We start from the raw sequence: 15,078 nt of genomic DNA, 5'->3' as shown, positions 1-15,078 counted from the left end.
CTCTTCCCTCATTTACAACTCATAGGTCCTCTGAAATTTTAGATTTCTTTCCCTTACCCATTTGCTTCCACGCTAAGACGACCGCTAGCGTTACAATCGTACCAACAATCGCTTCAGGGATTCCACTCGTTATGGCCACTGTCCATGCAACACCAGCGGCCATATAGCCTCTCACGACGGCCATCGTTAAAACAAGTGCTGTATTGGTCAAGGTTCCTAAGAATGCTGCAGTACCAATCGCAAGATATTCACTTTTTTTGCGGATTCCAACATACACAAGCCAGGCGACGACTCCAATAAACAGTCTAGGCAAAATGGCCACTAAAGGATCTTTGAATAGAGGCACGGTTGCATTTAAAAAAGACGAAACACCAAAGATAAGGCCGACAATCGCACCAACAACGGGTCCCTGCATGATTCCCCCAATAATAGCAGGGATATGCATGATGGTTGCATTTCCAGCTGCTGTAGGGACAGGAATATAGCCTATTCGAGTGACTCCTAAAAGAATGGCGATCGCACCAAGGACACCAGCAATAACAATATTTCTAATCGTTAATGAACCTTTCATTTCATTTTTCCCCCTCTATAATCTCTAATACGGAAATGGATAAAAAAGTAGTAGAATTGAAAATAATAGCCCAATGATTAATACGACGTAATCTCGACCATACGCTTTATAAACAGAATAGGCACTTCTATCATTCCCCGGAGTATAGCATCGGGATTCCATTGCTAAGATAAGGTCCTCTGCTCTTGATAACGCAATCGTAAATAAGGGAATAATAATCGGAAACATATCCTTTGTCCTCTGAATGATTCTCCACCATTCCCCTGATCCGAAATCTGCCCCTCTTGAAGCTTGTGCCTTCATCATTTTTTCCATTTCAATCGCAAAGGTTGGCACAAAACGAATCGCAATCGTGATGATCAATGATATCTCATGGACAGGAAATTTCACTTTCTTCAATGGGCTTAAAAGACTTTGGATAGCATGGGTTAACTCAGTAGTTGAAGTCGATAAAGTAAGAACACTGCTTAATAAAATGATTTCTACAAACCGTATCGCTGAAACAATCACTAATCGAATACTTTCACTCGTTATCAAAATAAAACCATACTTAAAAAATACCGTCCCACCAGAAAATACATTACCTTGGAAAATTAGCTGAAGCACACCTAATATGATTATAAAGGGGATTGCCGGCTTGATGCCAGATAATCCATAACTGATAGGTATTTTGGATACCAAGAATAAATAAATGGATAATAGCAGACCGATAATATTCCCTATATAACTAGTGTTGAGGGCTATGGCTATAACAAGAATAGTGAATACAAACAGCTTTACTCTCGGATCCAGCCTATGAATAAAAGAACCAGTTGGGATGTATTGACCAATCGTAATATTTCGAGATAGTTCAAATTCACTCGCCATGATTCTCCCCCTTTCCATTGGCAAGAACCTTTATGATTTCGTTTGCTGCTTCGGAAATCGTAAAAGCAGCAATATCTACATTGTACCCCATGTCTTTCAACCGGTATAAAATTTGTACCGTTTCGGGCGTTCCAATTTGGTAATCCTGCAGTTTCTCCTTATCTGTAAAAATCTCCTCAGGCGTACCTGATAAGACATCAGAACCATTCGCCATTACATAAACCCTGTCTGCTAAGTAAGCGACTTCCTCCATGTTATGTGAAACAAAAATGACCGTTAGATTTTCCATCTTATTTAAGTACTTAATCTTATCAAGCAATTCATTTCGAGACCTTGGATCAAGACCTGCTGTCGGCTCATCAAGAACCAATATCTTGGGCTGTAACGCAAGGATTCCAGCGAGTGCAACTTTGCGCTTCTGTCCGCCGCTTAAGGCAAATGTTTGCCTATCCTTCATTACCTCAAAATTCAACCCAACCATATCCATCGCCCATTTAACTCGTTCCCTTACTTCCTTTAAAGGCAAACCAAGTTTAAAAGGGCCATAAGCAACATCATCACCAATTAATTTTTCGAAAATTTGGTCCTCTGGATTTTGAAAAACAAGTCCAACCTTTCTTCGTAACGCTTTTATGTCAATTCGTTTTTTTGATAAATCTACCCCATCGACGATGACTTTCCCCGAATCAGGACGAATTAGACCATTAAAATGCTGGATTAGGGTGGATTTACCTGAGCCGGTGTGCCCAATAATCGCAATACATTCCCCCTCACTGATCACCATGCTCGTCCCCTTCAAAGCCTCATGCTCCATTGGAGTACCTTTCATGTATGTATGAAACAAATTTTCTATTTCTAATATTGGCTTACCAGGCATTAGCCCATCTCCCCGCTCCGTGCTCTTGAAACTCTTTTTACTTCATCAATGAGTTCATCTTCTTTAATTAACTCTTTAGAAAAAATCTGATATTCATTATGGACAATTTCAGCGATTTGACTAACGGTCGGGATATCTAGCTGAAGATCCATTAATACCTTTTTATGTTTAAAAATTTCTTGTGGTGGTCCATCCATAACAATTTTCCCGTCTTCCACCACAATAATGCGGTCCGCCTCTGCTGCTTCTGACATGCGATGGGTAACGGTAATGATCGTCATTCCCATCCCATTCATTTTTCGCATAACCTGAAGAACCTCATTTCTGCCAAAGGTATCAAGCATACTGGTTGACTCATCAAACACGATACAATCTGGCTGCATCGCAAGTACCCCAGCTATTGCAACTCTCTGTTTTTGTCCCCCAGATAAGTGATGCGGCGGCCTCTTCCTGAACTCAGTCATTTTTACTACGTCCAACGCTTCATCAATTCTTTGTTTCATCTCTGCTCTCGGTACACCAATATTCTCTAACCCAAAAGCTACATCTTCCTCCACAATGGTTGCAACAATTTGATTATCAGGATGCTGAAAGACCATACCTACCGCTTTACGGATATCGAGCCTCTTGCTTTCATCCTTCGTATTATGTCCGTGCACCCAAACATCCCCTGAGCCAGGTGTTAATAGCCCATTAAAATGCTTGGATAATGTCGACTTCCCAGAACCATTGTGGCCAATAATCGCAACATATTCACCAGGAAAAATCGAGAATGAAGCATTTTTAAGAACAGAAACAGAAGAGTTTTCATTGATTTTATATGAAAAGGATACATTCTCTAAAACTATAATGGGTTCCATCTAGTCCCCCCTCTCACTTCTATTTTATTAATATTCAGAATATTATTCAACCATAGGAAATGATACACAAGAAATATAATAGCATGAAGACTAAATTGGGGGTATCCTGAAGTATTAATTTGACGTTCTTTTTTTACCTTTAGAATGTACATTGGGGGGAATATTATCCAATTATTCCAGTAAGTTTATGTTTCGATAATACTTTAAAAATTTTTTCCATTGACTAGTAGATTTATTTCTATTAATATAATACATTGCCTATAAAACGTGGTTCGAGAACCTCCCACGTAAAAAAACTAAGGAGAGTAATAAATATGAAAATTAAAACACTTGTTGTAAACGCGATTTTAGCTGCGCTATATATTGCTGTATCCGGTTTAATCGCACCCTTTGGCTTTACGAATGTTCAATTCCGTGTTTCCGAAATGTTTAACCATCTCGTCGTATTCAATAAAAAGTACATGTTCGGAATCATTTTAGGAGTATTTTTCAGCAACCTTTTCTTTTCGCCAATGGTCGCTTATGACCTAGTTTTTGGAGTTGGTCAATCCGTATTAGCGTTATCCATCACGATCATTTCCGCACGCTTTATTAAAGGTATTTGGGCTCGAATGATTGTGAATACGGTAGTTTTCACTATAACGATGTTTATCATTGCCTTTGAATTAAACTTGGCATTTGAATTGCCGTTCTTATTTACCTGGCTGACTGTAGCAGCAGGAGAATTTATTGTAATGGCAGTAGGTATGCCGATTATGTATTTTATTAATAAACGTGTTCATTTTGAAAAAAGAGTATAGATAAAAGAGATGCTACTTGGGTAGCATCTCTTTTTATAACAGTCTTAAATTGTGCTAATTTTATTATTTCGAGGATTTTTCGGCATGAGCAGGTTTACCAACTGCTTTTCCGTTGTTGCCATCGCTGTAAGCAAGACCAAATCCGTATTCGTATTTGTCACCATTTTTATTCACATATTCGAAATCTGCATATTCTTCAGGCGCAAAGCTTGGAACATCTCCAATTTCCTTTTCTACCGCTTCTGTACTAGCTGGAATAGCGAATGGAAGTTTTCCTACCGGTTTGAATTTTCCAGTGATTACATCAAATACTGCCTCTTGTAGTGTACCAAAAGTACCGATTAATGCAGCAGCATTTGGCTCAAGTTCATTAATAAGCCATTGGTTCGTAAAGTTTACCGCAGTAATGGTTGGAACAGCTTTTTGAATTTCAATGATTCGATCTAGTTCAAGAATACCTGTTGTTTCATTAACGTCAATACGTGGGTCATTATCCCAGTTAGATTGAGTTGGTTTAATATATAAATATGCATGAGTTGCTTGGTCAACACTATCCACTAACGTAATGTTAGGGAATTTTTCTTTGAGCATTTTCTTTAAGTCTGCATTAAATGCAGCAGTTTGTTTTGCTGATTCTTCATTAATAGTTTTTTGAGGATTTGGATTATTTCTTCCTGGAGCAACCCCAATAAATCCTTCAACATAAAGCTTAACATCTTTTAACTTTCCATTTGTTAATGGTAATAGTTTTTTACCACCATCGATTTTATCATTGCGCATTAGAACAACTGACTTTTGGTGTGCTTCGTAAGCTAATGCTCTGTTTTCTTCATTGTTTGCAGCAGCAATAGCTTCTGAAGGATTTACGTATGGATCTTCAAATAGACCTAATGTCATCATTTCTGATAGAGTATACGTAATGGATTCGTCCACTTTAGCTTCTTTTAGTAAGCCGCTACTAATTGCCTCGATTACATACTCTGGATTTGCACCACCTGAAATAATATTTGTTCCTGCATTAATGGCTTTGGCCACTTTTTGTGCATTAGGAATTGGATTTCCATCTTCATCAACTAGGTAGCCCCATGCGCTGCCCGCAACTGCACCTGAGTCAGAGTTAATATATCCTTTGAAACCAAGACCCTCACGCAAGTAATCAATGATTCCTTTATTAAGAGTCATACCAACTTCCTCAAATTGCTTAGTTTCACTGTACGCTGGCAACCCTTGATTAGCACTATCATTGCTAGGATAGGCATAATACGGCATGACGGATGCTACACCTGCTTCAATCGCTCTCATGAAAGGAGGAATATGATACTTCTCCATGCTTCCTTCAGTAGGGTAAATGTTAAAGCTGCCGTTTGCAAAGTGAGGATCTTGCCCATCATCACGAGCTCCACCGCCAGGGAAATGTTTAACTGTAATGGCTACACTGTCTTTGCCAAGAGTTTCAGTTTGGAACCCTTTAACGATTTCATAATTCATGTCTCCAACTAATTTTGGATCTTCACCGAATGTCTCCTCGATTCTTGCCCAAAGTGGATCTGTTGCAACGTCAGCCATATATCCATAAACTTTTCGAATACCAGCCGCTCTCCATTCCTGGCGGGCAATATCGGCAAATTCAGCAACTGCTTCTACATCTCGTCCTGCTGCTAAACCTAAAGTTCCTGGCCAGAAGGTATGTTGATCTTGAGCATTGGTAATATTGGTATAATCTGTTGAGGCAGAGTTTCTTGGATTGGAAGTAATCACAACCGGAATACCTAATTCAAGACCCTCTGCTAATTGTTGCATTTGGTTATTATAATTGGCAATATCGCCTAAGTTTTGAGTTAGACGGTAAATCACGTGACGCAATTTTTTATCAGTAACAATTTTACTGTTCGCAGGGGTTACAAATTTCCCATCTGCTGGATCGGCTACTGGGGTATGAGTATTTATGTACATCAATCCGGCTTTTTGTTCAAGACTCATTTTACTAATCAAATCCGCTACACGTGTTGAAACTGGCTTTGTCCAGTCTTCGTAAACATCTAAGCTTTTACTGCCATTCGCATCTCTAAAATATTTGCCGTTAATTTCAAGAATTCTATCTTGAGTTGCCACTTCAATTTCTGGCTGGCCTTCACCTTTTGCAATTTTATAAGTTGTAATGGCACCTCGTCCAGAATAAGGAGTAGCTGCTCCTTCCTCACCTGTGTATCCTTGTTCATCATTTGCAAAACCTGCCTGCGGTCCAATGACTGGCGCAACTAATGATAGAGTAAGTGCGGTTGCCAGAAGTTTTTTTCTTAGTTTTGAAGATTTTTTAATCTGTTTTGATAATGATGCCATTTTTTCTTCCCCCTCTTTTTCTAATTGAATGGTTGTTAATTCTCCTAAAGATATTTTCATTAATAAGGTGTCACATCAGCCAGTTTCCCTCCTTCTATGTAAGTAAGCGCTTCCAACTCTACTTGATTGTACAACCTAAAAGTACTTTCCTAGGAGGGGTATTTTTTAGTTTTATTTGTGTTTTTTTAATATTAAAAATATTCAGTTAAAAATACCCATGACTACATACCTATACTTTTCTAAAAAAATGCAAAATAGAGCCAGAAACCTAGGTTCCTGACTCTATACTTGTCGCTCTTTTCGTTTTACTTTCGTCCTTTTTTAAATGGATATTTCGATACTCGGATGGCGAGCATCCCACTACTTTCTTAAAATTATTACTAAAGTAAGCGAGATCAGAATAGCCCACTCTTTCAGCTATTTCAGACATTCTTAAGGATGTATTTTGCAATAACCGTTTACTTTCTTCAATTCGCAATTCTGTAATATAATCAACAAACTTTTTATTGAGCTGTTGTTTGAACAGTTGGCTTAGGTAACTAGGATTAATATGAATACTTTCTGCCGCTTCTTTTAAAGTAATTTGATCTAATGGTGTTTTCTTTATATATTCCAAGACTCGATCAATCGTTGATAAGGGAAGAGTTTCTTTTTCAGGTTTGGTTTGCTTGCTCGTTATTCCTTCACTGCTTTTTTTATTTAACCATTTCTCTAGGCAAGCTTTTATTTCTGTTTCTTCAATCGGTTTAAGAAGGTAGTCCGTGACACCTCCCCGCATGGCTTGTTGAATAAAATGAAACTCATCATGAACCGATATGACAATAACGTCATATTCACCTTTTAAAGTACTAAGTTCCTTAACCAAAGCAATACCATCCATAATTGGCATTCGAATATCCGTTAGAATCAGGTCTACTTCATTTAATTTAATCCAATCCAATGCTTCCAAACCATTACTGCACTCATGAACTACTTGCAAAGGAAGATTCAATTTGTTGATTGTCCACTTTAGAGCGGTACGAACCCATCGCTCATCGTCCACTAACAAGATTTTTCTCATCTAACTTCCCCTACCTCTTTATTTTCCTTTTTTGGCAGATGCATTTCAACAATTGTTCCCCTACCCTCTTGACTCCTAATTCTTAAGCCATAATCCTCACCAAACACATAATGAATCCTTTGATGAACATTTAAAATTCCAATTTTATTCCCATCAGAGTTTGTTACTTTTTCGTCTATTTTTTTGGTAAGTGCCTCTAACACATCTTTAGGAATTCCGGTACCAGTATCTTCAATTAAAATGGTATAAACCGATTCTGAATGAAGAATTGCTGTTATCTTAATCTTGAACTTTTTAATCATTTGGCCATAGGCATGAACAAAGCAATTTTCCACTAAGGGCTGCAGTGAAAATTTTACAACTTGAAGATCCATCGCCCAATCCGGTATATCAATCTCGTACTCAAAACGGTCATCAAAGCGAAACTTCTGGATCTGAAGATAGGTCTGGCAAAACTTAATTTCTTCTCTTAAGCTAACGGTTGACGATTCATTTTTAAGATTGTACCGTAGAAGCTTTGCAAGGGAAAAAGACATCGTTGCAATATCTTCCTGACCCTCTTCTAACGCCATCCCTCTAATTGTTTCTAAGGAATTATATAAAAAATGGGGGTTCATTTGAGACTGAAGCATCTTAATTTCAATTTCTTTTTGTTTTAGAGACATTTCAGTCGCTCTTAATTTTGAGATATATACTTCTTCAAGTAAATTAGAGAGTTTTTCAACTGTATTATTAAAACCAGCGGATAACTGTCCAATTTCATCGTTTGATTCGACTAGTACCCTGCCATTAAGTTTTCCAATCTCAACTTCTTTCATAAACTGTTGCAAGCGTCGGATTGGTCGAATGATGCTAGTTGCAAAAACAAAACCAATTGTATAGGCAATCATTAATGAGAATAGAATCGTCAGGATGATTGTTCTTCCGATTTGAATAATTCCACCCGTTATATCTTTATAAGGTACCGCCGTAAAAAAACTCCAGCCGATATTCGGGGAAAACGTATAGGTGACAAAATCATTCCGTTCATTCTCTAAAATTTGTGTACTGTTCCCACTGGTTTTAAGCTTTGATAGCTGGCTATATTCAACCTTTTTTCCAAGCTTCGAATAATCGGGATGATATACATAATGCCCATTAGCATCCAATATAAAAAAATATCCGTTTCTACTAATTGTTACTTTGTTTGATATTTCCTCAATTCTCCGAAAATTAATATCAATAATTAGCACTCCAACTGGGAGGAGAGTATCAGGATTGTATAATCTCCTTACGAGAGAAATAACCGGCTGTTCTTTGTTTTTTAGTTTTAGTGTTCTAGTGACTAACATGGTCATTCCGTTTAAAGGAACGGATGAATACCAATATTCTTCTTTTATTTTAGTGGAAGGATAATAATTCCTATCCCCAAGTGTATCAATGACAATATCGTCACCCACTAAAACAGTAATATTGGATATATCCGCACGAGAATAGGCAGCATTTTTTAATGTGTTTCTGGCTCCTTCTACCAAATTATCACTTTTATCATCTTTAAAAAGTCTAGATACCTCAGGAGAATTGATAATTTTTAAACTGGTAATTTCAAATTCCTGTAAATAATATTCAATATGTGATTCTACTTGTTCAATAACTTGACTGCTATGTTGTCGGAGCTCCTCTTCTAATTCAACGGAGGAGCGTGAATAGGAAATGATGGCCACTGAAAGGACAGGAAAAATAACGAGAAAGCTAGAAAAAATGCAAAGCTTGGTCATTAGTGATTGATTTTTCAAGAGAATATACCGTTCAATAAATTCAACTATTTTTTTCTTCCGCCATTGCATTTTTTCACTTCCTTATAATTTTCTGACTCCTATCTATAATAAAACAGAAAACACCCAGCTGGTAAATGGATAAAATAACCAGCAGGGTGTTTTTGTAGCGAAAGATTATGGACGAGCTTTCGCTATTGCATCCATTACATCTTTATACTCTTTTGAATATTCATCAACCATAGACTTTACAGCATTTGTCCAAGGTTTAAGATCTTTAACTTCGGTAAATGTAACACCTGCGTCTTTTAATTTCTTTTCAGATTTCTCTTCGTATTTATCCCACTCAGCTCTTTGTGTTTCAACAGAATCAAGTGCAGCTTGCTTAATAAGCTTTTGGTCTTCTTTGTCAAGTTTATCCCAAGCAACTTTACTAATTAAGAGAACTTCAGGAATACGTTGGTGGTGATCAAGGATCAAGTTCTTAGCTTCTTGAAAATGGTTAGATGAATCTAAACTTGGTAAGTTGTTTTCAGCTCCATCAATAATACCTGTTTGAAGGGCACTGAATACTTCTCCATATGGCATTGGTGTAGCACTTGCACCTAGGGCAGCCATGAAATCAATATTAATTTTACTTTGTTGAACACGAATCTTCTGTCCTTTTAAATCTTCCACACCTTTAAGTTCTTTTGTGGAATAGAAACTACGTGAACCAGAATCGTAATATGCTAATCCCTTCATCTTAGATTGCTCAAGTCCATCAAGTAATTTTGTTCCCATATCTCCATTTAAGAAATTCCAAAGATGATCTTCACTCTCAAAGACATAAGGAAGTCCAAGTGGAGTAAACTCTTTATTGAATTCAGCAAGTGGGCTGGCGTTGATACGAGTAAACTCAATCGCTCCAAGTTGAACTTGTTCAAGAACAGATTTTTCATCGCCTAACTGTGCCGATGGATAAACTTCAATTTTAATACGGCCATCGGATCTTTCCTCTACTAACTCAGCGAACTTTTTGTCACCCATGACAGTTGGGTAATCTACTGGCTGATTGTCAGCTAAGCGGAACGTATAGGACGGTTTTTCTTCTTCCTTGGTACCGCTGCTGCTCGGCTTTGCTTCTTCTTTCCCGCAGGCCGCAAGGAATGTACCCATTAACAATGTTGCTGCTAAAATACCAGTAACCTTTTTCTTTAACAAAATCAACACCCCTTTTTACTATTTTTATATAATCTTCACCTTATCCTAGACTATTTGACTAGCATATTCGGCAGCCACATAACAACCTCTGGGATATAGGTGATAATTAACAGAACAACAAGTAAAGCATAGAAAAATGGCATCATCGCTTTTGTACCCTGCTGGATGGAGACCTTACCAATCGCACAACCAACGAATAAAACGGTTCCAACTGGTGGTGTTAATAAACCAATCCCTGCATTTAAGATCAATACGATTCCAAAATGGACAGGATCCATTCCAAAGCTGGTTACAACTGGAAGGAGAATTGGTGTCATGATTAAAATCATTGGTGCCATGTCCATAGGTGCACCTAGAAGGAGCAATAAGATATTAATAATTAATAAAATGATAATTGGATTGTCAGAAATACTTAGGAACAATTCTGTTACTGCAGCAGGAATTTGCAAATAAGCAAGGATCCAGCCAAAGGACGCAGATGCTGCAATTAAGAAGAATACCATCGAAACCGTTCTCATTGTTCTGGTGAGTATTTTCCACATACTAGAGATAGGTGCTTCTCGATAAATAACAAATGCTAGAATAAAAGAATATAAACATGCTAATGCACCAGACTCTGTAGCTGTAAACCAGCCGCTCATGATTCCGCCAAGTATAATAACGGCGGGACTTAAGGATAAAAAGCCATGTAAGATAATGCTGAGATATTGTGACTTTGGTACAGGATCTGCTTTACCGTACCCTCGTTTTCTAGCGATTATATAGCTCGTGATCATGAGCGAAATTAACATAATGAATCCCGGCACGATACCTGCCATAAATAGACTTGCGATAGATACGCCCCCAGCTGCTAACGAGTAAAGGACGAGATTATGACTCGGTGGAACAACTACCCCTTGAATAGCGGAGGCTATTGTTACCCCAACTGCATAATCTGCTTCGTATCCCTTCTTTTTCATCATGGGAATCATAACAGATCCTACTGATGAAACATCCGCCACAGCTGACCCTGAGATGTTTCCAAAAAACAATGCTGCAACACTATTTACCATTGCAAGTCCACCACGTATTCTTCCTACTAGTAAACTGGCAAAATTCACTATCCTTAGTGCAAGTCCACCTTCACTCATAATTTGTCCTGTTAGGATAAAGAATGGAATAGCGAGCAAGGAAAAGGAGTTAACTCCTTGAATCATTTGCTGACCAATAACAGGAAGTGGGATTTTCATATAGATTACTGTTAGCAAGGACGATACCACAAGCGTAAGAGCAATCGGAAAACGAAGCAGCACTAGAATAACAAAGCTTGAGATTAAGATAATAATTCCGATTGTGTTCGTATCCATTTTACATTCCCTCCTCCACACCATCATGTCTGGTTGTATTAATATTGAAGAATTGCAGGAGCGAGTAACCACATATCATAATTCCTGTAATCGGCATCGCCACGTATGTGATACTACTTGGGAGTTTTGTTGCTGGAAGAGTGGATTCCATCGTCAACAATGTAAATTCCCAACCTTGGACGATCAAATAAAAACCAAATGCAAAAATAGTAGCACTAATGATTTTATCTAAGACCTTATTAAAAGATTTTGGAAATAGGTTTGTGAACGAGTCAATTCCTAAATGAATATACTCCCTAAAGCCGATTGCAATGGACATAAAGGCAAACCATGCTAATAGCAGCAGGGTAATTTCTTCTGACCAAAAGAAAACAAAGTTAAATAATTTCCTCGTCATAACCTGTGTTGTAACAATAAGTATTAATGATACCAAAGCTACTAATGTGAATTTTTCGAAAATAGAATCGATCGCTTTAAAAAACTTTTTTATATACTCCATGTGACTCCCCCCTTTAGTTGAAAACGTTTACTTTATAAACATTTTACGGATAAGGGGGATGTTTTAAAATGTTGTTTTTTTAGAAGAATTTGTGTTTTTTTTAGGTTTCGGAAATTAGAAAGCCTTTTCATTTGTTTGGTTGTGCGAAATTTGGGTAAATTTATTTTTTTGTTAGTTTAATAAACTAATTTTCAGAATTGATTCTAGCATTCATTTACTTTGCATGTCAATATAGGTTCTGCAATACGTCCATAATGAAACGAGACCGCCCTGAGTTGGACAGCCTCGTTTCATTTTTTTATTGACTTTTTTACTCTTTGGTATCAAGGCTCTTCCATACCTGTTCATAAACCTGTTTTAAAGGAATATCATGGAGTTGTGCTAGATTCTTACATTCCTCATACTCAGGTGCCCGCTGAACGACCTGTCCATTAAGTATTCCTTCTTTGACAGTGATGGGTCCCCATTTTGTGTCAGCTTTAATAAATACTCGTTCTAATCGATGAACCGTTAATGGATAAAAACGAACACCAAGCGTGGTGGTTTCTTTAAAAAGGATATCCTTCATTTTCGTGACATTTTCAAGAGAACAAAGTAACTGAAGCAAGATGGCCGGTCTATTTTTTTTCATATAGATTGGTGTGTAAAAAACATCATTAGCACCCGCTTCGAAAAGTAAGTCCATTACATAGCCAAGCCATTCTCCTGGGATATTATCCAAATTTACTTCCATTTTGACCATCTGATCATCTATGTGTTCATGATTAGGAGGGTGAGAATTCATTCCGGTAACTCCTCTCACTTTAGATATGGAAATCTAGTAAGCTGTTGTTTCGATTTTATTTGCTGTTTTTGAGGATGATTGCCATTTTTGCAACGATAGGCGGGTTATAGTGACCGAAACCTTGTTTCTAAATAGATTTGGGGCACTATATATAGCAGGCCTATAGTTACCGAAACCTTGTTTCTAAATAGATTTGGGTCACTATAACGGGTCTATAGTGACCGAGATCTTGTTTCTAATTGTATTTGGGGCACTATAGCAGGTCTATAGTGACCGAGATCTTGTTTCTAATTGTATTTGGGGCACTATAAAAGGCCATTATGTAGAAGCAAGCAGCCTTATTTTCCGATGATGACTCGCACAACATTTGGGTGATCTTTAAAGGTCTTCGTTCCTGCTCCATAGCCAATTGCTGTTACTTTCATTGAAGGGATTGAGCAAAATTCTTCCGCTAAAACCGCGACAATCGCTGCACCAGTCGGCGTTGTGAGCTCAAATCTAACTTCTGAATGTTCGATCGGAACACCCTTTAATATTTCGAGTGTTGCAGGGGCTGGTACTGGATAGAGGCCATGATCGATACGGATTTTTCCGGTTCCAACTGGAATCGGAGATGATTTGATTACTGATATCTCTAACTGATGAACTAGGATTGCTGTCCCAATAATATCAATTATTGAATCAACCGCACCCACTTCATGAAAATGAACCTGCTCCAAAGGCACTCCATGTATGAGTCCTTCTGCTTCTCCAATTTTTTTAAAAATCTTCAAGGCGGTATCTTTTACTGGTTGAGAAAAATCAGCCTCGTTAATTAATTTTGCGATATCTTGATATGAGCGGTGATCGTGGTGATGGTGGTGATCATGGCTATGTGTGTGCCCATGGTCATGTTCGTGATCATGGCTATGTGTGTGCTCATGGTCATGTTCGTGATCATGGCTATGCGTGTGTCCATGGTCATGTTCGTGATCGTGGCTATGTGTGTGTCCATGGTCATGTTCGTGATCATGGCTATGTGTGTGCTCATGGTCATGATGTTGATTCAATAACACCACATCAAATTTTGTACTTGTTATCCCGTTCTTTACGACTTTTTTCCACTTCAATTCATATTCATCTTCAATATGTAATTTTTTTAATTCTTCTACTAATCTTACTGGATCGGCACCTGCGTCAATAAGAGCGCCAATGACCATATCCCCGCTAACTCCTGAAAAACAATCAAAATAAAGTGTCTTCATTTCTTTCCCCTTTTTGTGCAAGTTGATGAATTAATACCGCGTTATACCCGCCGCCAAAGCCATTATCAATATTAACAACACTAATTCCAGAAGCACATGAATTCAGCATTGTCAGCAAGGCAGATAACCCGTTAAAATTCGCCCCGTACCCGACACTTGTCGGAACGGCAATGACAGGGTGGGAAACGAGTCCGCCCACTACACTCGGAAGTGCTCCTTCCATGCCTGCTACCACTACTGAAACCGTTGCTTTTTGGATTTCTTCGGCATGATTCAACAGACGATGAATTCCGGCTACTCCCACGTCATAAATCCGATGGACCTTACTGCCTAATATTTCTGCCGTAACGGCTGCCTCTTCTGCCACTCTTAAATCAGAAGTACCCGCTGCAACTACAGCGATATAACCATTGGAATGAACTTTTGACTCTTCTTGGTTTTTCCAAAATAGTATTTGGGCAACTTCATGATAAATAAATTCGGGACATGCCTGTTGAACAGTTGCTGCCTTTTCTTTGGAAATTCTTGTTACCATGACCTGATTATTCCTTGCCCTTAAAGCCTGAATAATCGATATGATTTGTTCAGATGTTTTCCCTTCGCCATAGACAACCTCTGGAAAGCCCTGGCGTTTCTTACGGTGATGGTCAACCTTTGCAAACCCCAAATTTTCAAACGTCGCCAATTGATCTTTTGCTTCCGCAATGCTGAGGGTCCCTTTTTGAACTTGTTCTAAAATTTCTTCAAGCACTTGATTCCCCCCTTTAAAAACTCGCAATTTTGGGCCTCATGAACCCTCATGAGGACCATTTTTACTTCTCCACCGCAATTTTGGCTTCATGAACCCCTCATGGGGACCATTTTTACTTCTCC

14 protein-coding genes and 1 riboswitch are annotated in these 15,078 nt (G+C 38.2%); of the genes, 1 reads left to right on the top strand and 13 read right to left on the bottom strand.

What is annotated here, in order from left to right:
- Window positions 1-19 precede the first annotated feature (19 nt).
- Genes V7124_RS11215 through V7124_RS11200 form a run of 4 tightly spaced genes read right to left on the bottom strand, consistent with a single transcriptional unit; the run spans window position 20 to window position 3,175 of the window.
- On the bottom strand, window positions 20-571 hold the full coding sequence (locus V7124_RS11215; protein WP_335412462.1) for an ECF transporter S component: 552 nt from the start codon (window positions 569-571) through the stop codon (window positions 20-22).
- 24 nt (window positions 572-595) lie between these two features.
- Window positions 596-1,438 (bottom strand): energy-coupling factor transporter transmembrane component T family protein, encoded by an 843-nt coding sequence (locus tag V7124_RS11210; protein WP_335489001.1) that lies wholly within the window; start codon window positions 1,436-1,438, stop codon window positions 596-598.
- A complete protein-coding gene (locus tag V7124_RS11205) occupies window positions 1,428-2,315 on the bottom strand; it encodes an energy-coupling factor transporter ATPase (RefSeq protein ID WP_335488998.1) in 888 nt (295 codons plus the stop codon). Before V7124_RS11205 ends, V7124_RS11210 begins: the two co-directional genes overlap by 11 nt.
- Window positions 2,315-3,175, bottom strand: coding sequence for an energy-coupling factor transporter ATPase (locus V7124_RS11200; RefSeq protein WP_335488995.1), 861 nt, complete (start codon window positions 3,173-3,175; stop codon window positions 2,315-2,317). The genes V7124_RS11205 and V7124_RS11200 overlap by 1 nt, the downstream gene beginning before the upstream one ends.
- Before the next feature lie 261 nt (window positions 3,176-3,436).
- Window positions 3,437-3,481, top strand: a riboswitch (PreQ1 riboswitch).
- Between the two features lie 8 nt (window positions 3,482-3,489).
- Between V7124_RS11200 and V7124_RS11195 the strand changes: the two genes are divergently transcribed.
- Window positions 3,490-3,975, top strand: coding sequence for a QueT transporter family protein (locus V7124_RS11195; protein WP_335488992.1), 486 nt, complete (start codon window positions 3,490-3,492; stop codon window positions 3,973-3,975).
- Window positions 3,976-4,038: 63 nt separating this feature from the next.
- On the opposite strand, the gene V7124_RS11190 is transcribed toward V7124_RS11195, so the two are convergent.
- The 9 genes from V7124_RS11190 to larB all read right to left on the bottom strand — a co-directional run bounded on the left by V7124_RS11190 (window position 4,039) and on the right by larB (window position 14,956).
- Window positions 4,039-6,375 (bottom strand): glycoside hydrolase family 3 protein, encoded by a 2,337-nt coding sequence (locus V7124_RS11190; RefSeq protein ID WP_335488989.1) that lies wholly within the window; start codon window positions 6,373-6,375, stop codon window positions 4,039-4,041.
- Window positions 6,376-6,583: 208 nt separating this feature from the next.
- Window positions 6,584-7,375 carry a response regulator transcription factor gene (locus tag V7124_RS11185; RefSeq protein ID WP_335412472.1) on the bottom strand — a complete coding sequence of 264 codons (792 nt, stop codon included), beginning with the start codon at window positions 7,373-7,375 and terminating at the stop codon, window positions 6,584-6,586.
- Window positions 7,372-9,201: a sensor histidine kinase gene (locus tag V7124_RS11180; RefSeq protein ID WP_335412474.1), complete on the bottom strand. Its 1,830-nt coding sequence runs from the start codon at window positions 9,199-9,201 to the stop codon at window positions 7,372-7,374. Before V7124_RS11180 ends, V7124_RS11185 begins: the two co-directional genes overlap by 4 nt.
- Before the next feature lie 105 nt (window positions 9,202-9,306).
- Window positions 9,307-10,332 (bottom strand): TRAP transporter substrate-binding protein, encoded by a 1,026-nt coding sequence (locus V7124_RS11175; RefSeq protein WP_420489509.1) that lies wholly within the window; start codon window positions 10,330-10,332, stop codon window positions 9,307-9,309.
- Window positions 10,333-10,382: 50 nt separating this feature from the next.
- Window positions 10,383-11,678, bottom strand: coding sequence for a TRAP transporter large permease (locus tag V7124_RS11170; RefSeq protein WP_335412478.1), 1,296 nt, complete (start codon window positions 11,676-11,678; stop codon window positions 10,383-10,385).
- A 1-nt stretch (window position 11,679) separates the two neighbouring features.
- Window positions 11,680-12,177 carry a TRAP transporter small permease gene (locus V7124_RS11165; RefSeq protein ID WP_335412481.1) on the bottom strand — a complete coding sequence of 166 codons (498 nt, stop codon included), beginning with the start codon at window positions 12,175-12,177 and terminating at the stop codon, window positions 11,680-11,682.
- Between the two features lie 310 nt (window positions 12,178-12,487).
- Entirely contained in the window at window positions 12,488-12,961 is a 474-nt protein-coding gene (larC, locus tag V7124_RS11160) for a nickel insertion protein (protein WP_335488986.1), read from the bottom strand.
- A gap of 338 nt (window positions 12,962-13,299) precedes the next feature.
- A complete protein-coding gene (locus tag V7124_RS11155) occupies window positions 13,300-14,205 on the bottom strand; it encodes a LarC family nickel insertion protein (protein WP_335488983.1) in 906 nt (301 codons plus the stop codon).
- Window positions 14,186-14,956, bottom strand: a complete 771-nt coding sequence (larB, locus tag V7124_RS11150) for a nickel pincer cofactor biosynthesis protein LarB (protein ID WP_335488980.1) — start codon at window positions 14,954-14,956, stop codon at window positions 14,186-14,188. The genes V7124_RS11155 and larB overlap by 20 nt, the downstream gene beginning before the upstream one ends.
- Between the last annotated feature and the right edge of the window lie 122 nt (window positions 14,957-15,078).

It is taken from the genome of Neobacillus niacini (assembly GCF_036961885.1).
In the GTDB taxonomy this organism is placed as follows: Bacteria; Bacillota; Bacilli; order Bacillales; family Cytobacillaceae; genus Neobacillus; species Neobacillus niacini_H.
Note: the sequence above shows the minus strand (reverse complement) of the source record. Positions and strands in the feature narration are given on the sequence as shown.